The 17,245-nt window shown below is 60.5% G+C and carries 16 protein-coding genes and 1 pseudogene; 10 read left to right on the forward strand and 7 right to left on the reverse strand.

Annotation, left to right across the window (positions count from 1 at the left end; all coding sequences use genetic code 11):
• Positions 1 to 189: 189 nt before the first annotated feature.
• Both proS and AC0L4F_RS02585 read right to left on the reverse strand, forming a co-directional pair.
• Positions 190 to 1,531, reverse strand: a pseudogene (gene proS, locus AC0L4F_RS02580) (proline--tRNA ligase).
• A gap of 35 nt (positions 1,532 to 1,566) precedes the next feature.
• The gene (locus tag AC0L4F_RS02585) at positions 1,567 to 1,794 is read right to left on the reverse strand and encodes a hypothetical protein (RefSeq protein WP_244684943.1); all 228 of its coding nucleotides are present in this window, start codon (positions 1,792 to 1,794) and stop codon (positions 1,567 to 1,569) included.
• A gap of 63 nt (positions 1,795 to 1,857) precedes the next feature.
• Here AC0L4F_RS02585 and AC0L4F_RS02590 point away from each other — a divergent pair, with 63 nt between their 5' ends.
• The 7 genes from AC0L4F_RS02590 (at position 1,858) to AC0L4F_RS02620 (ending at position 7,602) form a co-directional block, all read left to right on the forward strand.
• Positions 1,858 to 2,694, forward strand: a complete 837-nt coding sequence (locus AC0L4F_RS02590) for a LysR family transcriptional regulator (RefSeq protein ID WP_244684946.1) — start codon at positions 1,858 to 1,860, stop codon at positions 2,692 to 2,694.
• Between the two features lie 183 nt (positions 2,695 to 2,877).
• Positions 2,878 to 3,933: an AI-2E family transporter gene (locus AC0L4F_RS02595; protein ID WP_244684948.1), complete on the forward strand. Its 1,056-nt coding sequence runs from the start codon at positions 2,878 to 2,880 to the stop codon at positions 3,931 to 3,933.
• A 30-nt stretch (positions 3,934 to 3,963) separates the two neighbouring features.
• Positions 3,964 to 4,647 carry a P-loop NTPase family protein gene (locus AC0L4F_RS02600; RefSeq protein ID WP_244684950.1) on the forward strand — a complete coding sequence of 228 codons (684 nt, stop codon included), beginning with the start codon at positions 3,964 to 3,966 and terminating at the stop codon, positions 4,645 to 4,647.
• Between the two features lie 261 nt (positions 4,648 to 4,908).
• Entirely contained in the window at positions 4,909 to 5,082 is a 174-nt protein-coding gene (locus AC0L4F_RS02605; protein ID WP_244684952.1) for a DUF1328 domain-containing protein, read from the forward strand.
• 141 nt (positions 5,083 to 5,223) lie between these two features.
• Positions 5,224 to 5,520, forward strand: a complete 297-nt coding sequence (locus tag AC0L4F_RS02610; RefSeq protein ID WP_244684954.1) for an ElaB/YgaM/YqjD family protein — start codon at positions 5,224 to 5,226, stop codon at positions 5,518 to 5,520.
• On the forward strand, positions 5,517 to 5,981 hold the full coding sequence (locus AC0L4F_RS02615) for a phage holin family protein (RefSeq protein WP_244684956.1): 465 nt from the start codon (positions 5,517 to 5,519) through the stop codon (positions 5,979 to 5,981). The genes AC0L4F_RS02610 and AC0L4F_RS02615 overlap by 4 nt, the downstream gene beginning before the upstream one ends.
• 76 nt (positions 5,982 to 6,057) lie before the next feature.
• Positions 6,058 to 7,602, forward strand: coding sequence for a Ppx/GppA family phosphatase (locus AC0L4F_RS02620; protein ID WP_244684958.1), 1,545 nt, complete (start codon positions 6,058 to 6,060; stop codon positions 7,600 to 7,602).
• Between the two features lie 50 nt (positions 7,603 to 7,652).
• Here AC0L4F_RS02620 and AC0L4F_RS02625 read toward each other — a convergent pair whose 3' ends face one another.
• A complete protein-coding gene (locus AC0L4F_RS02625) occupies positions 7,653 to 8,318 on the reverse strand; it encodes a DUF3592 domain-containing protein (RefSeq protein WP_244684960.1) in 666 nt (221 codons plus the stop codon).
• 196 nt (positions 8,319 to 8,514) lie between these two features.
• Between AC0L4F_RS02625 and AC0L4F_RS02630 the strand changes: the two genes are divergently transcribed.
• Positions 8,515 to 11,433 (forward strand): valine--tRNA ligase, encoded by a 2,919-nt coding sequence (locus AC0L4F_RS02630; RefSeq protein ID WP_244684970.1) that lies wholly within the window; start codon positions 8,515 to 8,517, stop codon positions 11,431 to 11,433.
• An 86-nt stretch (positions 11,434 to 11,519) separates the two neighbouring features.
• Here the strand turns inward: AC0L4F_RS02630 and AC0L4F_RS02635 are convergent, their stop codons facing one another.
• From AC0L4F_RS02635 to AC0L4F_RS02645, 3 genes are all read right to left on the reverse strand, one after another.
• Positions 11,520 to 12,050 (reverse strand): ricin-type beta-trefoil lectin domain protein, encoded by a 531-nt coding sequence (locus AC0L4F_RS02635; protein ID WP_244684972.1) that lies wholly within the window; start codon positions 12,048 to 12,050, stop codon positions 11,520 to 11,522.
• Between the two features lie 215 nt (positions 12,051 to 12,265).
• Complete coding sequence (gene rlmN / locus AC0L4F_RS02640) at positions 12,266 to 13,441, reverse strand: dual-specificity RNA methyltransferase RlmN (RefSeq protein WP_244684974.1); 1,176 nt, start codon at positions 13,439 to 13,441, stop codon at positions 12,266 to 12,268.
• 141 nt (positions 13,442 to 13,582) lie between these two features.
• Positions 13,583 to 14,116: an invasion associated locus B family protein gene (locus tag AC0L4F_RS02645; protein WP_244684977.1), complete on the reverse strand. Its 534-nt coding sequence runs from the start codon at positions 14,114 to 14,116 to the stop codon at positions 13,583 to 13,585.
• Positions 14,117 to 14,290: 174 nt separating this feature from the next.
• Between AC0L4F_RS02645 and AC0L4F_RS02650 the strand changes: the two genes are divergently transcribed.
• Together AC0L4F_RS02650 and AC0L4F_RS02655 are read left to right on the forward strand one after the other, a co-directional pair.
• A complete protein-coding gene (locus AC0L4F_RS02650; protein WP_244684980.1) occupies positions 14,291 to 15,289 on the forward strand; it encodes an asparaginase in 999 nt (332 codons plus the stop codon).
• Positions 15,289 to 15,909 carry an HAD family hydrolase gene (locus AC0L4F_RS02655; RefSeq protein ID WP_244684982.1) on the forward strand — a complete coding sequence of 207 codons (621 nt, stop codon included), beginning with the start codon at positions 15,289 to 15,291 and terminating at the stop codon, positions 15,907 to 15,909. Before AC0L4F_RS02650 ends, AC0L4F_RS02655 begins: the two co-directional genes overlap by 1 nt.
• Here the strand turns inward: AC0L4F_RS02655 and AC0L4F_RS02660 are convergent.
• Positions 15,906 to 17,144, reverse strand: coding sequence for an MFS transporter (locus tag AC0L4F_RS02660; RefSeq protein WP_244684985.1), 1,239 nt, complete (start codon positions 17,142 to 17,144; stop codon positions 15,906 to 15,908). The genes AC0L4F_RS02655 and AC0L4F_RS02660 overlap by 4 nt on opposite strands.
• Between the last annotated feature and the right edge of the window lie 101 nt (positions 17,145 to 17,245).

Genomic DNA, 17,245 nt, shown 5'->3' on the forward strand with positions numbered 1-17,245 from the left:
AAGCCCGGACCATCACACGATCAAGGCCGGCCATCAGTTATCATGACTGGCGGGCAGGCCGAAATCCGTGCCGCAGTGGCCTTTGAAGCTGCCGCGATTGCCGCCCGGACCCACATGCACAAAGCAAAAGGTCCGGGGCATTGGCATGTCCCCGGACCTTGAATGCTGATTGTCTTGTCTCCGCCTGACTTAGAGCAGACCGGCATAGATTGCGGCGATACGTTTGACGGCCTCTTCCGGTGGCAGCTCTTCGCTTTCGCCAGTGCGCCGCGATGTCAGCTCGACCACGCCGTTTTTCAATCCGCGCGGGCCGACGGTGATGCGCCAGGGCAGGCCGATCAGGTCCATGGTGGCGAATTTGCCGCCAGGCGCGTTCCTTGCGGTCGTCATAAAGCGGATCAAGACCCAGTGCTTTCAGCGATGCATAAAGCGCGTCGCAGGCGCCATCGGCCTCGGCGTCGCCCTGTTTCAGGTTGACGATACCGCAATGGAACGGTGTCACACCTTCGGGCCAGATGATGCCGTTGTCGTCATGGCTGGCTTCGATGATCGCCCCCAGAAGGCGGGACACGCCGATGCCGTGCGATCCCATATGCACCGGCACCTTGTTGCCTTCGCCATCGGTGACGGTCGCGCCCATGGGTTCGGAATATTTGGTGCCGAAATAGAAGATCTGGCCAACCTCGATGCCGCGCGCGGTGCGGCGACGTTCCTCGGGCACCTGATTGAACAGCGCTTCGTCGTGGGTTTCGTCGGTGCGGGCATAGCGCGAGGTGAATTCGTCCAGCACCGCGCGGCAGGCCTCGTGGCTGTCGTGGTCGATCTCGCGGTTGCCGAATTTCAGATCGGTGATCTCGCTGTCATAGAACACCTCGGATTCGCCTGTGTCCGCCAGCACCAGGAATTCATGGGTGTCGTCGCCACCGATCGGGCCGCTGTCGGCGCGCATCGGGATCGCCTGCAGGCCCATGCGTTCATAGGTGCGCAGATAGCTGACGAGGTGGCGGTTATAGGCGTGCAGCGCGTCTTCCTTCGTCAGATCGAAGTTATAGCCGTCCTTCATCAGGAATTCGCGCCCGCGCATCACGCCAAACCGCGGGCGGATCTCGTCGCGGAATTTCCACTGAATATGATAGAGCGTCAGCGGCAGATCCTTGTAGCTGCCGACATGGCTGCGGAAGATGTCGGTGATCAGCTCTTCGTTGGTGGGACCATAAAGCATGTCGCGCTTGTGCCGGTCGGTGATGCGCAGCATCTCTTCGCCATAATCATCATACCGCCCGCTTTCCCGCCAGAGATCGGCGGATTGCAGGGTCGGCATGAGCAGGGGGATATGGCCAACACGTTGCTGTTCCTCGTGCACGATCTGTTCGATCCGGCGCAGCACCTTGTAGCCCAGCGGCAGCCAGGAATAGATCCCGGCGCTGGATTGTTTGATCATCCCCGCCCGCAGCATCAGCCGGTGGCTGACAATTTGCGCCTCGGCGGGGTTTTCCTTGAGAACCGGCAGAAAATAGCGGGACAGGCGCATGCGGGGTCGTCCTTTGGGTCAAAACAGGGGGCCATTCAGGCTTTCCCGAACGTTTTGATCCATGTCGCCAGTTTTGGCAAGCGACGCAGGCGATTCAGCCAGAGCGCCCGGGTTGCCCGGCGTTTGGCGCGCCGCATCTTTTTCCGGTTCTCGGCGTGTTCCTTGTGCAACCTGTGTTTCATTTCCGCAAATATCGCCTGTTCGCGGCGGTATTCGGTTTCTGGTTGGCGGGTGCAGAGTGTATGTGTGGTCAGGATTATCATGGCTGCGGACCTCCTGTTTCTGGAAATGCGCCGGAATCGCGGGCCACAAAAGCGGGTGTTTTCGTGACTGACGTTTCAAAAATGAAAATGTCGTGGGACGATCTGGCGCTGTTTCTGGCGATTGCCGATGCCGGCGGATTGGGCGGTGCGGCGCGTCTGACCGGGGTCAGCCAGCCGACCCTGTCGCGTCACATGGCGCGGTTGGAGGCCGGATTGGCCAAGCGGCTGTTTCATCGTGGTGCCCGGGGCTATGCGTTGACCGCCGAGGGGCGGGCGTTGGTGCCACAGGTGCGGGCGTTGAAACGCGGGGCCGAAGGGATCGAGGTCTGGGCGCAGGAGCGTGCCGCCGCGCGTCCGGTGCGGTTTTCCGCCGGCACCTGGTCGTCGCTTTGGATCGCCGGACGGATCGGCCGGGTCTGGGATGTCGGTGCCAGCTGGCGGCCTGTGTTCCTCAGCGCGGATGCCAAGATGGACATTGCAAGACGCGAGGTCGATGTCGGCCTGCGCAATCTGCAACCGGATCAGCCATGGCTGGCGGCGCGCCCTTTGCGCCAGATCACCTATGCCGCTTTTGCGCGGGACGGCGATGTGCGCGGTTGGGTGGTGTCGGGGCATCCCGCACGTCCGACCCCATCGGCCCGCTGGACCCGGTCGCATCATGGCAATGACATCACCGCCGAGGCAAATGATCCACGGCTGGCGGCGCAATTGGCGCAACAGGGTCTGGGGCGCATTGTCTTGCCGGTCTTTGCCGCAGATCTGGTGCCGGGGTTGTTGCGGGTTTCGGATGATATCGACGTGTTGGCGCACCGCGAATGGCTGGTCAGCCATCAGGACACCCGCAATGACCCGCCGGTACGCGCGGCGCTGGATGCGCTGGCCGAATTGCTGGGGGGATGATCCGCGCCTGCGGGGTGCCATCTGCGGGCCAGGCGGCGGCCCACAACACCCAAAGCCACACCCAAATCCGCAACAAAGTCGGCCAATCCCCGCTCTTGAAACCGCCACTCTTGAAACCCAATGCGCAACGCGCGATGTAGCGAAGGACAGGAACCGCAAACCGCGCAAACAGAAGGTGACCCGATGGCCTTGCCCGTACAGGATCAGTTCAAATATTGGGGCGTCACCGCTGTGGTGTTTGCCGTCGTGCTTTGGTTTCTGGGCGACGTGCTCTTGCCGTTTGTTCTGGGGGGGGCGATTGCCTATTTCCTCGACCCGGTGGCGGACCGATTGGAAAAGATGGGTTTGACGCGGCCCGCATCGGTTGCGGTGATCACCGTGCTGGCGCTGGTTCTGTTCATCGTCATGGCCTTGCTGGTTGTGCCGACGCTTGTGGCCCAGGCGATTGACCTGATCGACATCGCGCCAACCCTGTTCAGCAATCTGCGCGATTTTCTGGTGGCGCAATTCCCGGATCTGGTGGATTCCGAAAGTACCCTGCGCCAGTCGCTGATCGCGGTCGGCGAAAAGATCCAGTCTTATGGCGGCAAGCTGCTGGAAACCCTGCTGACCTCTGCGGCGTCGATAATCAACATCGTCCTGTTGTTTGTGATCGTGCCGGTTGTGGCGGTCTATCTGTTGGTGGATTGGGACAATATGGTGGCGCGGGTTGATGATTTGTTGCCGCGCGATCATGCGCCGGTCATTCGTCGCCTTGCCGCGGACATCGACAAGACGCTGGCCAGCTTCATTCGCGGCATGGGGACCGTTTGTCTGATTCTGGGCACCTATTATGCGGTGGCACTGATGCTTGCCGGGCTGCAATTCGGGCTGGTTGTCGGCTTTATCGCCGGGTTGATCACCTTTATTCCCTATGTGGGGGCGCTGGTTGGCGGGGCCTTGGCGGTGGGTCTGGCACTGTTCCAATTTTGGGGCGATTGGTTGTCGATTGCGATTGTCGGGCTAATCTTTGTTGTCGGACAGATCATCGAAGGCAACTTCCTGACACCCAAGCTGGTGGGATCGTCCGTCGGGTTGCATCCGGTTTGGCTGTTGCTGGCGTTGAGCGTCTTTGGCTCGCTTTTCGGTTTTGTCGGGATGTTGGTTGCTGTGCCGGTTGCGGCGGCGTTGGGGGTGGTGGCACGATTTGCCACACGGAAATACCTCGACAGTCGGCTGTATCGCGGGCAATCTGAATGATGGTCGTGTGGAAGGCCGGGGCACTTGAACATGACGACACAATTGAAATTCGATTTGGTGACTCGCCCGGCACTGGGGCGCGAGGATTTTTATGTCTCGCCGTCCAATGCGCTGGCGCTAAGCCTGATTGACGGTTGGCGCGACTGGCCGAACCGCAAATTGGTGCTGACCGGACCGCCGGGCAGCGGCAAGACCCATCTGGCGCATGTCTGGGCCGAAGATGCCGGGGCGCGCATTGTTTCCGCAGAAGATCTGCCGGATGCCAGCGTCGCGGAATTGGCGCAGGCGCCGCTCTGTATCGAAAACGTGCAGCGCGCAGCCGGCAACGGCGATGCTGAGGCCCATATGTTTCACCTGCATAATCTGGTGCTGGCCGAGGGCCATGCGCTGTTGATGACGGCGGTCGAGGATCCGGTGCGCTGGAACCTGACATTGCCGGATCTGCAAAGCCGCGCCCAGGGGACACAGGTGGTGGCGTTGAACCCGCCGGATGATGCCTTGCTTGGGGCGGTGCTGGGCAAATTGTTTGCGGATCGCCAACTGGGCCCCAATCCCGACGTTGTGCCGTATCTGGTGCGCCATGCGCCCCGCTCCTTTGTTGCGGCGCAGGCGATTGTCGCGCGGCTGGATGATCTGGCGATGGCCAGCGGCAAACCAATAAGCCGCGATATGGCGCGCCGGGTGCTGCGCGAAATTCCCGAGATCGAGGACTGAGATCCCGGCTCTTTCCCCGGCCCTGTCGCCGCCGTTTCGGGAAGGGGCGGGCCGGAATTCACAACCGCTTTTGATCTATCGCGATGTTCCGGCCATTCCCCGCCGCCAGATTGGCGCGAATTGCGCGGTCTTTTGCTGAAATCCGCAAAAATAAGGGAATTTTGGCCAATTTCTTGACGATACGCGAGCTGGGCCTAGCTCTTTTCACATCGAAAGCGTCGCAATCCTGTGGCGCTGACGTTGTTTTGAAGGAGTAGAACCATGCTTGGATGGGCTGTTACATTCCTTGTTGTTGCACTGATTGCCGGCGTGCTCGGCTTTGGTGGGATTGCTGTCGCTTCGGCAGAGATTGCCAAGATCATTTTCTTCATCTTCCTGGTGCTGTTTGTCATCGCGATGGTGATGCGTGCCTTGCGGGGCCGCCCGCCGGTCTAAGCGCCAGAGCGCCGCAACAAGATATCCCGACATGATGGCCGCAAGGCCGCTGAACTGGCCATAGGGCCGATACCGGCAGGATCTGCCGGGCCCATGGCTGTGACCACTGAACCCAAAATGAGAGAGACAGGAGAAACACAGATGGCGACCAAGGAAGAATTGGAAGAACAGTTGCGAATTGCCCGCAAGGACATCGAGGCATTGGCCGGAATGGCCAGTGACACCGCGCGTGATCAGGTGGCCAACGGCGCTGATCTGGCCAAGGCGCAATTGGAACATCTGTCCGATGAAACCCGCGCGCTTTATGACAATGCCCGCAGCCAGGGGGCGCAATTGCGCAGCGCAACCGAGGATCACATCCGCGCCAATCCGTTGGCGACCGTTGGTATGTCCTTTGCCGCCGGTTTTGTTCTGGCCGGGCTTTTGGGGCGCAAATGACCGGGCTTGAGGGCATCGTGCAGGACCTGACCCGTGGGATGATCCATGACGGGGCCGCTGTTGCCCGGCAAGAAGCGAAAAAGACCGCCGCCAAAGCCGGTGCCCTGGCGGCGGTCTGGGCGGTGGCCATTTTCCTGGTCTGCCTGTCATTGGTCTGCGCTGCGTTTGGTCTGTTCTTTGCGCTGAATCCGGTGTTTGGCCTTGTGGGCGCGGCGTTTGCCGTGGCGGGGGTGGCGTTTGTGCTGGCTCTGGTCCTGCTTCTGGCTGTGCGTTTGCGGTCGTTGACGACCTCGTCCTCTCACGGATCTGGCCGTCACGGCCCGCCGGGGTTGCATTCCGCCGGGGCGGGGGGCAAAGCTGGGGACCACAGCGGGGACAATAGTGGCGCGAATTCACCACAGGCCCAGGCCGGTGTCGCCGCTGCCGGGTTTCTGACCGGGTTGCTCACCGGGCGCGGATAAACAAACTCTTTTGTCTGAATGTTGACCCCTGGTGGCAGTCTGGGCCATATGGTCTAAAATACCACCGGGGAAGCGCATGGAAGTTACGAGCGAAACTGCGGCGCAGGATTTTGGCCCCTTTGGCCGGGCCCTGTTCGATGATCCTAGCGCGCGCAAGCTTGCCCGTGTCGGTGTGGTGGACATTGGGTCCAACTCTGTCCGGCTGGTGGTGTTTGATGGCGCGGCGCGCTCTCCTGCTTATTTTTACAATGAAAAAATCATGTGCGGCCTTGGCGCGGACATGTCCGAAACCGGGCTTCTGAACCCCGAGGGGCGCAAACGTGCGCTGTCGGCGCTGCGCCGGTTCCAATATCTGGCGCGTGGCATGGATTTGCCGCCGCTGACGGCGGTGGCGACGGCGGCGGTGCGCGATGCGTCGGATGGGCCGGAATTCTGTGATCAGGTGCTGCGGGAATGCGGTCTGAAAATCCACGTCATTGATGGCGAGGAAGAGGCCCGTCTGTCCGCCCAGGGTGTGCTTCTGGGCTGGCCCGGGGCCTATGGTCTGGTCTGTGACATTGGCGGCTCGTCGATGGAGCTGGCCGAGATCAACGACGGCAATGTCGGTCGGCGCGTGACCTCACCCCTGGGGCCCTTGAAATTGCGCGATATTCCCGGCGGATCCAAGGGCCGCAAAGCCCATATCAAACTGGTGGTGGATGCGCTGTTTGACAAGATGGGACCACAGGCGAACCGGCTGTTCCTGGTTGGGGGCTCCTGGCGGGCGATTGCCCGGATTGATATGGAACGGCGCGGCTATCCCCTTCATGTGCAACATGAATATCGTATGACCACAGCATCGGTGCGCGAGACGGCAAAATTCATTGCCGGTGAGGATCTTGAAGAGCTGCGCCAGAATTGCAGCCTGTCGTCGTCGCGTATGGCGCTGGTGCCTTTTGCGGCCGAAGTGCTGAGCCGTCTGGTCCAGACCTTCCGCCCAAAGGACATTGCCGTGTCCAGCTATGGCATCCGCGAGGGCCTGCTGTATGAACAGATGCCCCAGCGCCTGCGTGACCGTGACCCGCTGATCGAGGCCTGCCTGTTTGCCGAGGCCAAGGATGCCCGGCTTCCGGGGTTTGGCCGCGATCTTTATGATTTCATTCTGCCGTTGTTTGCCAATGCGTCGGCGCCAAAACTGCGCCTGGTAAAGGCCGCCTGCCTTTTGCACGATGTCAGCTGGCGGGCGCACCCGGATTACCGCGCCGAAACCTGTTTCGACAATGCCACACGCGCCAATCTGGGCGGACTGAAACACTCGGAACGCGTGTTCCTGGGGTTGGCCTTGCTGCACCGCTACAAGAACAAGCGCACCGGCACCCGGTTCGAGGAACTTTTTGACCTGCTGGACGAAAAATCCCTGCAAGAGGCCGAGGTTCTGGGCAAAGCGATGCGATTTGGCGCGATGCTCTGGATGTCAGAGGGCGGGCATATCGGCGAATTGGACTGGCGGCCCAAGAAAAAGATACTGAGCCTGCGGTTGAGCGAAGGCGCATGGCCGCTTTATGGCGAGGTCGCCGAGGCCCGGTTCATGTCGCTGGCGGCGTCGCTGGGGGCAACTGTGGATGTGAAATTGGCGCTCTAGGCGATTGGCACTTCGGGTAACCCGGGCAACTGCACCGGCGCGGCGGGGCCTTAGTCGCCGGGTCGTTCGCCGACATCGCCAACCCACCAGGCGCGTTTGATCCCCTGATAGATCAACACCTCTGATCCAATGGGAAATTGGGCCACATCCGCGCGTTTGTGCATCATGCTTTCGCCTTCACGCCCGCTGCTTTCGCGCCAGGTCAGGCGATAGCGCGACTTCTTGTTCACCCGGACGTTGGTGCGTTTCAGCCCGGTCACCGTGGCCATTTCGCGGGCGCCATAGCGGCGCGCACGCACCGCCGCCACCGACCAGCGCCCGGCATACCAGCCAAATCCCAGCGTCAGCGCGCCAAAGATCAAACCGATCACCTGGGCGATGCGCGAGCCTGATTTATGCTCGCCCTTGCGCAATTCGGTCCTGTGCGGTTCGGTTTCCAGATACCAGATTGGCAGCGTGCTGCCGATTTGACCCCGGTTATATTGGCCGCTGCTCACCGAACGGTTGATCTGGATCTCTTCGCCGCGGTCGGTGACAAAATCCAACACAAGGTAGTAATCGACACTGCGGTCCCCGTCGCTGTCGGTGCTTTCGGTGAAATATTTGTCGGACACCGTGGCCAAGGTTTCCCGGCCTTCCAGTTCGAACCGTTCCGCGACACCCAATTGCCAGGAGCTGATCAGCGTCAGAATGATCAGGGGCACGGCGAAAGCCACGGCAAACCATCCCCCCATCCGAAGGAACAGCCGCCACACTGAAACTGGGTCTTTTGCCAAATCTGCCATGGCGCCGACATTGCCGTGCCTGCATCCGCCAATCAACCCTGTCGTGGCTAAAGCTGCATACCGGCTTTCCCTTGGGCCATACATTCGCTAGACCAAACCAAACCCACGACCACAGCGGAAAGACCCCATGGCACTGGAAAAAACATTCGACGCAACGGCATCGGAACAACGGATTTACACAGCATGGGAGCAGGTCGGGGCGTTTCGCGCCGGGGCCAATGCGCGGGATGGCGCGTCGACCTATTGCATCATGATCCCGCCGCCGAATGTGACCGGCGTTCTGCACATCGGGCATGCCTTCAACAACACGTTGCAGGATATCCTGATCCGCTGGAAACGGATGCAGGGGTTCGACACGCTGTGGCAGGCGGGCACCGACCACGCCGGCATCGCCACGCAAATGGTGGTAGAGCGCAAGCTGGCCGCCGAAGGCAAACCGCCACGCCGTGATTGGGCGCGCGATGATTTCACCGCCGAAATCTGGAAGTGGAAGCAATCGTCGGGCGACACGATCGTGAACCAGTTGAAGCGCCTTGGCGCTTCCTGTGATTGGGATCGCACGGCCTTTACCATGTCCGGTGCGCCAAACGCGCCTGCGGGCGAAGAGGGCAATTTCCATGACGCGGTGATCCGGGTCTTTGTCGAAATGTACAACAAGGGGCTGATCTATCGCGGCAAGCGGCTGGTCAACTGGGACCCGCATTTCGAAACCGCGATTTCCGATCTTGAGGTCGAGAATGTCGAAACGCCGGGCCATATGTGGCATTTCAAATACCCACTGGCCGGTGGGGCGACCTATGAATATGTCGAGAAAGACGAAGACGGCAACGTCACCCTGCGCGAAACCCGCGATTACATCTCGATCGCCACCACACGGCCGGAAACCATGCTGGGCGACGGCGCGGTTGCGGTGCACCCCAGCGACGAACGTTATGCGCCGATTGTCGGCAAGCTGTGTGAAATTCCGGTCGGGCCAAAGGAACACCGCCGCCTGATTCCGATCATCACCGACGAATACCCGGACAAGGATTTCGGCTCTGGCGCGGTGAAAATCACCGGCGCGCATGATTTCAATGACTATCAGGTCGCCAAACGCGGCGGCATCCCGATGTACCGTCTGATGGACACCCGCGGGGCAATGCGGGCCGATGGCGCGACATATGCCGAGGCCGCGACAATCGCCATGGCCGTGGCCAAGGGCGAACGCACGCTGACCGAAGCCGAGGCGGACGCAATCAACCTTGTGCCTGACGACCTGCGCGGGTTGGACCGGTTCGAGGCGCGCGATCTTGTCGTGCGGCAGATCACCGAAGAAGGTCTGGCGGTGATGGTGGAGGTCCCGGAACAAGTCCGGGACGAGGCCGAGGGCGATGGCACAGCCCCGGACACCGATCCGGGGCCTCAGTTCATCCCCTACGTTGAAAACAAGCCGATCATGCAGCCCTTTGGTGACCGCTCCAAAGTGGTGATCGAGCCAATGCTGACCGACCAATGGTTTGTCGATACCGACAAGATCGTTGGCCCGGCACTGGACGCGGTGCGCGAGGGCGAGGTGAAGATCCTGCCGGAAAGCGGCGAAAAGGTCTATTACAACTGGCTGGAGAATATCGAGCCTTGGTGTATCTCGCGCCAGCTGTGGTGGGGTCATCAGATTCCGGTTTGGTTCGACGCCGATGGCAACCAATATTGCGCCGCGACGGAAGCAGAGGCCCAGGCCAAGGCGGGCGCTGATGTGGCGCTCACACGCGACCCTGACGTGCTCGACACTTGGTTCTCCTCCGGGCTTTGGCCCATTGGCACGCTGGGCTGGCCCGAAGACACCGAGGCGCTAAAGAAATACTTCCCGACCTCTACCTTGATCACCGGGCAGGACATCATTTTCTTCTGGGTCGCCCGGATGATGATGATGCAGCTCGCCGTCGTCGATCAGATCCCCTTCGATACCGTCTATCTGCATGGCCTTGTGCGCGACGCCAAGGGCAAGAAGATGTCGAAATCCACCGGCAATGTCATCGACCCGTTGGAAATCATTGACGAATACGGCGCTGATGCGCTGCGCTTCACCAATGCGGCCATGGCCAGCCTTGGCGGTGTTCTGAAACTCGATATGCAGCGGATCGCCGGGTATCGCAATTTCGGCACCAAGCTGTGGAATGCCGCGCGTTTTGCCGAAATGAACGGCGCGGTCGGCAGCGATGGCACCATCCCGGACGCGACTTTTGCGGTCAACAAATGGATCATCGGCGAAACCGCGCAGGTGCGCGGCGTGGTCGACAAGGCGTTGGAAGAATTCCGTTTCAACGACGCCGCGCAGGCGCTGTATGCCTTTGTCTGGGGCAAGGTCTGTGACTGGTATGTCGAGTTCTCCAAGCCGCTGCTGCTGGACGGCGATGACGCCACCAAGCTTGAGACGCAAAAGGTCATGGGCTGGGTCATTGACCAATGTCTGATCCTGCTGCACCCGATCATGCCCTTCATCACCGAGGAGCTTTGGGGCACCTTGGCCGACCGTCAGACCATGCTGGTGCACACCGATTGGCCGACCTATGGCACGGACCTCGTGGATGCTGACGCCGACCGCGAAATGAACTGGGTGATCGAAGTGATCGAAACCAGCCGGTCGGTGCGGGCGCAAATGCATGTGCCTGCCGGTCTGCATGTGCCGGTGCTGGTGACCCAGATGGATAAGGCGGGCAAAGCCGCCTGGGCGCGCAATGAAACGCTGATCAAACGTCTGGCGCGGATCGACAGCCTGACCGAGGTCGATGCCTTCCCCAAGGGGTGCGCCACGCTGCCGGTGACGGGGGCGACCTTTGGTCTGCCGCTGGCCGATATCATCGACGTGGACGCCGAAAAAGCGCGGCTGGAAAAAACACTGGGCAAGCTGGCCAAGGAATTGGGTGGGCTGCGCGGGCGGTTGAAGAACCCGAAATTCGCCCAAAGCGCGCCGGAAGAGGTGGTCGAGGAAACCCGCGCCAACCTCGCCGCGCGCGAAGAGGAAGAGGCCAAGCTGAAAGACGCGTTGAAACGGCTGAGCGAGATCTAGGCCTGATCCTAGGCTGGGGAACTGGAACAGATGGCTGCCACGGGTGTGCGGCCATCTGGCCTTGGAAGGTTTTCAATCGCGCTCGTTCACTCTGCGGTGCGAATGCCCCAGGACTGATAGGCTGATCTGCTGTCATCACAGGGCTCAAGTGAAAGCGCCTTGATCTGATTGGCGTCACTGCGGCCCGACCGTGTGTCTGTCCCAAGCGTGAAACACATGTCGGGCGCAGAGACGGGGGTGATATTGCCTTCGCCCGCGAAGACAAAGCTCTGTGCTGCTGTCCCGTCGCATGCCGCAAGTATCAGCGCGCTGCCGGCTGTCGCCGACGGTACTTCGGCACAGACATCGAATTCGGTCATATACAAAACGTTGTCAGGAAATTGTGCCGTGTCCCATGTCTGGTCGACACCAAGCGCGCCGCCGGGGCTGTAGCAGGTATGCCCTTGCAGACCGTCGGCGGGGTCGGCGTCTGCCTCGCGGCCACCTGCAATATCCAGACAATATCCATTTTGGGTGTTGTCCAATTTATCCAGCAGATAGATCTCGACCTTTTCGGCCTGTGCCGCGCCTCCGGCCAGTAACGCGCCAATAAGGAGCGGGGCGATCATTGGAGTCATACTATATTCCCTTCAAGAGTCTCGCTGATTTATACAGCATGGCTTTGATACGGGAGGCCGGTAAAAATCCGTCGCGCAAAATGCCGTTCGCAACGGCAAGAGTTCGTGGGGCGCGTTATATGTGCGTACCGCAGAACGTCCGAACCGCACCAAAACATAAAAAAAGTCCGGGCAAACCCGGACCTTTTCGTTTCAAGCATGCGCCGTACCCGGGCTCAGCCCAACCCGGTTTCCGCGGCAATTTCCTTGCGCGATTTGCGGGCGCGTTCGGTGGCGGATTTCAACTGGCCACAGGCGGCCATGATATCCTCGCCCCGGGGCGTCCGAATGGGCGAGGCATCGCCGGCATTGTGCACGATATCGGCAAACCGCCGAATCCGGTTGTTGGTCGAACGTTCATAAGGCGAGCCGGGCCATTCGTTGAACGGGATCAGGTTGATCTTGGCCGGGATGCCCTTGATCAACGACACCAGACGGCGCGCGTCTTCATCGGTGTCGTTCACATCCTTCAGCATGACATATTCGAATGTGATGCGCTCGGAATTGGAAATCCGGGGATATTCCCGCAGCGTTTCCAACAGGGTTTCCAGGTTCCAGCGTTTGTTGATCGGCACCAGCTTGTTGCGGACCTCATCGGTGGTGGCATGAAAGCTGATCGCCAGCAGACAACCAATTTCCTCGGCCGTGCGGGCAATTTCCGGCACAACGCCAGAGGTCGACAGCGTAATGCGGCGGCGCGACAGCTGGATACCTTCGGGGTCCATGGCGATTTTCATCGCGTCGCGGACATTGTCGAAATTATAAAGCGGCTCGCCCATGCCCATCAGCACGATGTTGCTCAGCAGGCGGGCCTCGTTCTTGGGCGCGCCCTTTTCCGGCCATTCGCCCAGATCGTCCCGCGCCAGCATCACCTGGCCGATGATTTCGCCAGCGGTCAGGTTGCGCACCAGTTTCTGGGTGCCGGTGTGGCAGAAGGAACAGGTCAGGGTACAGCCGACCTGAGACGAAATGCACAGCGTGCCGCGATCGGTTTCGGGGATATAGACCACCTCGACCTCATGCCCGCCGGCAATGCGGACCAGGTATTTGCGGGTGCCATCGCTGCTGACGTGTTTCGACACCACTTCGGGGATGTCGATGGTGAAATGTTCTTCCAGCTCGGCCCGGTAACCCTTGGCCAGGTTGGTCATCAGCGTGAAATCACGCACGCCCCATTGATAGATCCACTGCCAGATCTGACCGACCCGCATCTTGGCCTGCTTTTCCGGCGTGCCGATGGCAATCAGCGCGTCACGCATGGCGTCGCGGGTCAGGCCGACAAGATTGATCTTGCCGGTTTCGGGCATTTTTCGGGGGATGGTCAGGACATCCTGGGTAATGGGCGCACTCATGTCCGGCCTTTTGGTTTTTGACGAAGTGCCCCACATATAGCATTCGGCCGCGGAATCAAAAGGATTCCGGCGGTCGATGTCTTCTGTCGGTGCGCCTTTGCCGATCGGGCCGTGTAGGGCCGCGTTTCACAAGGGGTGCGTTTACCCGGCGCAGCGCTTTTCGGCGTCTTCGATCATCGCGGTGAAGCCAAGCAGGGAAAACGTGTCCTTGGTCTGGGTGCCGCGCGACGAACGTGCGGTCAAAACCGCGCTTGATCCCCGTTTCATCGCCGTGACGATTTTGGAATCATCCGACGGCGATGCCGCCCAGGCCCATTCACCATCGGCAAACAGATCGAACTGGGTGCCGCCAATGTCCAGATTGACGGTGGACCCGCTGGCAAAGGGATAGCCGCCGGTAAATGTGATCTGCGGTGCGTTCACACCCGCCTCGGGGCGGAAGAATGCAAACAACAGAATGTCACCCCGGCGTACCGCCACGACACGGCCATCACGGGTGTTGACGGTTTCCTTGGGGCGGGTCACGGCCCAGCATTCCTTTGGATCGCTTTCTGTGAAAACGCTCCAATCGGTCTGGGCGGCCACCCGGTTGGTGCTTTCTTGCTGTGCTGCGACATCGGATGCAATTGCCAATGCAAATACAGCAGCGATTGTGCGCGCCAAACGAATTTTCATGTGTACAGCCTCCAAGCTGTCCTGAGCCTCAATGTCATACCTTCCGCGTTGCCCCCTGTTTTTGATCGGGGGTTCGACGCGGCATTTCCTTCTCGACAAAAGCATAATAGCGTCAAAGGTGCGACGGGCGAAAGGCCTGTTGGCAGAAAATCGCCAATAGTTGAACGGTGTCTGATGAATTCTGAACCTTTGGAAAGCGCGGTGCCGCTGGTGGAAATCCGCCGTGGGCCATTTCTGGAAAGCCTGCATTGCGGGCATTTGGTGATTTGCGGGCCGGGCGGTGACATCGTTTCGTCCTGGGGCGATCCCAATGTCACGGTGCTGGGGCGGTCCGCGATCAAGATGATTCAGGCACTGCCCTTGCTGACCAGCGGCGCGGGGCGGGATCTGACCCCGCGGTATCTGGCCCTGGCCTGCGCCAGCCATCAGGGCGCGGCGATCCATACCGATCTGGCGCGCAGTTGGCTGGCTGATATGGATATGGACGAGACGGATCTGCGCTGCGGCGTGCAAATGCCGGATGATCGCGCCGCGCGTGAGGCGCTGATCAAATCAGACACGGCCCCTTGTCAAATCCACAACAATTGTTCCGGCAAACATTGTGGTTTTCTGATGCTGGGCCGACATCTGGATGCCGGGGCTGAATACACCGAGGCCGATCACCCGGTGCAACGCGCGGTGCTGGAGGCATTTGAAGCCGTGACCGGGGAAACCAGTGCCGGTTTTGGCGTTGATGGCTGTTCTGCGCCGAATTTCGCCTCCAGCCTGCATGGTTTGGCACGGGCCATGGCCTGGTTCGCCGGGGCGGCATCGCGCAGTGACACCATGGGGCAGGCGGCAACACGCCTGGTACAGGCCATGCGCAGCCACCCCGATTTGGTGGCCGGCGACCGGCGCGCCTGCACCGAACTGATGCAGGCCGCCCCACAGGCGGTGGTCAAAACCGGCGCAGATGGTGTGTTCACCGCGATTTTGCCGCAACAGGGTCTGGGCGTCGCGCTCAAGATCGCGGACGGTGCCACCCGCGCAAGCGAGGCGGTCATCGCACAGGTGTTGATCCGGTTGGGCGTTCTGGATGCGGGCCATCCCGCCGCCTTGCGCCGGGTGAACCATGTGATCAAAAGTCGCCGAGGGATTGATGCGGGCCTGATCCGCTGTGTGGAGGGGATCTGATGACAATCGAGGCTGTGGTTTTTGACATCGGCAATGTGCTGATCGAATGGCACCCGGAGCGGTATTATGATGCCCGCATCGGTCGGGCGCGCCGCGAACAATTGTTTGCCGAGGTGCCGCTGGAGGCGATGAACCTTGGCGTGGATCGCGGCGATGATTTCGCCCAGGCCGTCGCGGATTTGGCAAAATTGCATCCCGCGTGGGCCGCTGAAATCACCCTGTGGCATGATGATTGGATCGACATGGCCAGCCCTGCCATCGACCGGTCCGTGCGCAGTCTGCGCAGTCTGCGTTCCCGCGGCGTGCCGGTGTTCGCCTTGTCGAATTTCGGGCGGCAAACCTTTGAGATCGCCTGCCAGCATTATCCGTTCCTGTCGGAATTCGATACCCGCTACATTTCCGGCCACATGGGCACGATCAAACCCGAGCCGCTGATCTTTGAAATGCTGGAGACAACCTGCGGCGTGGCGCCAAAGGCCTTGTTGTTCACCGATGACCGGGCCGACAATATCGCAGCCGCACAGGCGCGCGGCTGGCAGGTGCATTTGTTTGAGGGTGCCGAAGGCTGGGCCGCACGGTTGGTGTCAGAGGGGCTGCTCAGCGCAGAAGAAGCGGCCTAGGCCGCGACCGCTGCGCTGCGGGTTTCCTTGATCGGCAAATGCACGATGGCGGAAAACGCGCCGACCCCGACCCCGATCCACCAGACCATGGTGTAATCGCCATAAAGATCGTACATGCGCCCGCCCAGCCAAACCCCAAGGAAACTGCCCAGCTGGTGGCTGAAGAACACGATGCCGTAAAGCGTGCCCATGTAGCGCAGCCCATAAAGATGCGCGACCAGACCAGAGGTCAACGGCACCGTGGCCAGCCACAGCGACCCCATCGCAACCGAGAACACCAAAACCGTCATCGGGGTGATCGGGAACAGGATAAAGGCCCCCGCAACAATGGTGCGCGCGGTATAGATCCCGGCCAGCAGGTATTTCTTGGAATAGCGTTTGCCCAGCCATCCGGCCGTCAAAGTGCCGACAATATTGGCCAATCCAATCAGCGAAATCGCCCAGGCCCCCAGCGACGATGTGCTGGTGATGCCGATGGAATGCAACAGGCTGCCGGCCAAAATCGGCCCGCACATTTCGGTCACCAGCGCCGGGAAATGCGCGGTGATGAAGGCCAGTTGATACCCGCAAGAGAAGAAGCCCAGAAAAATCAGCGTATATGACGGGTCTCGGAAAGCACGTTTCAGGATCACACCCATGCTTTCTTCCAGCTCGGCCTTGCTGGCCGCCTGGGGTGCCCGCATCATTGGCAACGTCAGCAACGATGCCAGAATGACAGCGGCAAACACCAAAAACACATTCTGCCAGGACATCAGCCCCAAAAGATATTCCGCCATCGGTGCGCCAAACACCTGTCCGGCGCTGCCAGCCGCCGTGGCAATCGCCAGACTCATCGAGCGGTTCTCATCCGAACTGGCGCGGCCCACCACTGCCAGGATCACCCCAAACCCGGTACCGGCAATGCCAAACCCGACCAGAACTTCCAGCATCTGGTGCGATTCCGGCGTTGTGGCCATCGACGACAAAACCAAACCGGCGGCATAGATCACCCCGCCCAAAACGATCGCCACCCTGTCGCCAAGTCGCTCGCCCACCATGCCGAACAACGGCTGGCCAATGCCCCAGGCCAGGTTCTGAATGGCGATGGCAAGGCTGAATTCCGCCCGCAGCCAGCCGAATTCCTCGGCAATCGGGATCTGAAACACACCGAAACTGGCCCGAACCGCGAAACTCAACAACATGATGAAACAGCCAACAATCAGAACGGGCGTGAAAAGCGGGGTCTTTTCCTGCATCGGGATCTCTTTCATTCGGGGTGGCAAATGGCACAATACCGCGGCCACATAAGCGTAAATAATTGATCTGAACGTGCGGTCAATTCAGCAATTGTGATGGG

This window comes from Marinovum sp. J2-8 (assembly GCF_055808435.1).

Excerpts from the sequence above, each read along its gene's own strand:
- AC0L4F_RS02610 (WP_244684954.1), top strand. The coding sequence starts at position 5,224 with ATGGCGACCAAGGAAGAATTGGAAGAACAGTTGCGAATTGCCCGCAAG.
- AC0L4F_RS02630 (WP_244684970.1), top strand. The coding sequence starts at position 8,515 with ATGGCACTGGAAAAAACATTCGACGCAACGGCATCGGAACAACGGATT.
- AC0L4F_RS02655 (WP_244684982.1), top strand. The coding sequence starts at position 15,289 with ATGACAATCGAGGCTGTGGTTTTTGACATCGGCAATGTGCTGATCGAA.
- AC0L4F_RS02650 (WP_244684980.1), top strand. The coding sequence starts at position 14,291 with ATGAATTCTGAACCTTTGGAAAGCGCGGTGCCGCTGGTGGAAATCCGC.
- AC0L4F_RS02660 (WP_244684985.1), bottom strand. The coding sequence starts at position 17,144 with ATGCAGGAAAAGACCCCGCTTTTCACGCCCGTTCTGATTGTTGGCTGT.
- AC0L4F_RS02605 (WP_244684952.1), top strand. The coding sequence starts at position 4,909 with ATGCTTGGATGGGCTGTTACATTCCTTGTTGTTGCACTGATTGCCGGC.
- rlmN (WP_244684974.1), bottom strand. The coding sequence starts at position 13,441 with ATGAGTGCGCCCATTACCCAGGATGTCCTGACCATCCCCCGAAAAATG.
- AC0L4F_RS02635 (WP_244684972.1), bottom strand. The coding sequence starts at position 12,050 with ATGACTCCAATGATCGCCCCGCTCCTTATTGGCGCGTTACTGGCCGGA.
- AC0L4F_RS02620 (WP_244684958.1), top strand. The coding sequence starts at position 6,058 with ATGGAAGTTACGAGCGAAACTGCGGCGCAGGATTTTGGCCCCTTTGGC.
- AC0L4F_RS02585 (WP_244684943.1), bottom strand. The coding sequence starts at position 1,794 with ATGATAATCCTGACCACACATACACTCTGCACCCGCCAACCAGAAACC.
- AC0L4F_RS02645 (WP_244684977.1), bottom strand. The coding sequence starts at position 14,116 with ATGAAAATTCGTTTGGCGCGCACAATCGCTGCTGTATTTGCATTGGCA.
- AC0L4F_RS02615 (WP_244684956.1), top strand. The coding sequence starts at position 5,517 with ATGACCGGGCTTGAGGGCATCGTGCAGGACCTGACCCGTGGGATGATC.
- AC0L4F_RS02595 (WP_244684948.1), top strand. The coding sequence starts at position 2,878 with ATGGCCTTGCCCGTACAGGATCAGTTCAAATATTGGGGCGTCACCGCT.
- AC0L4F_RS02600 (WP_244684950.1), top strand. The coding sequence starts at position 3,964 with ATGACGACACAATTGAAATTCGATTTGGTGACTCGCCCGGCACTGGGG.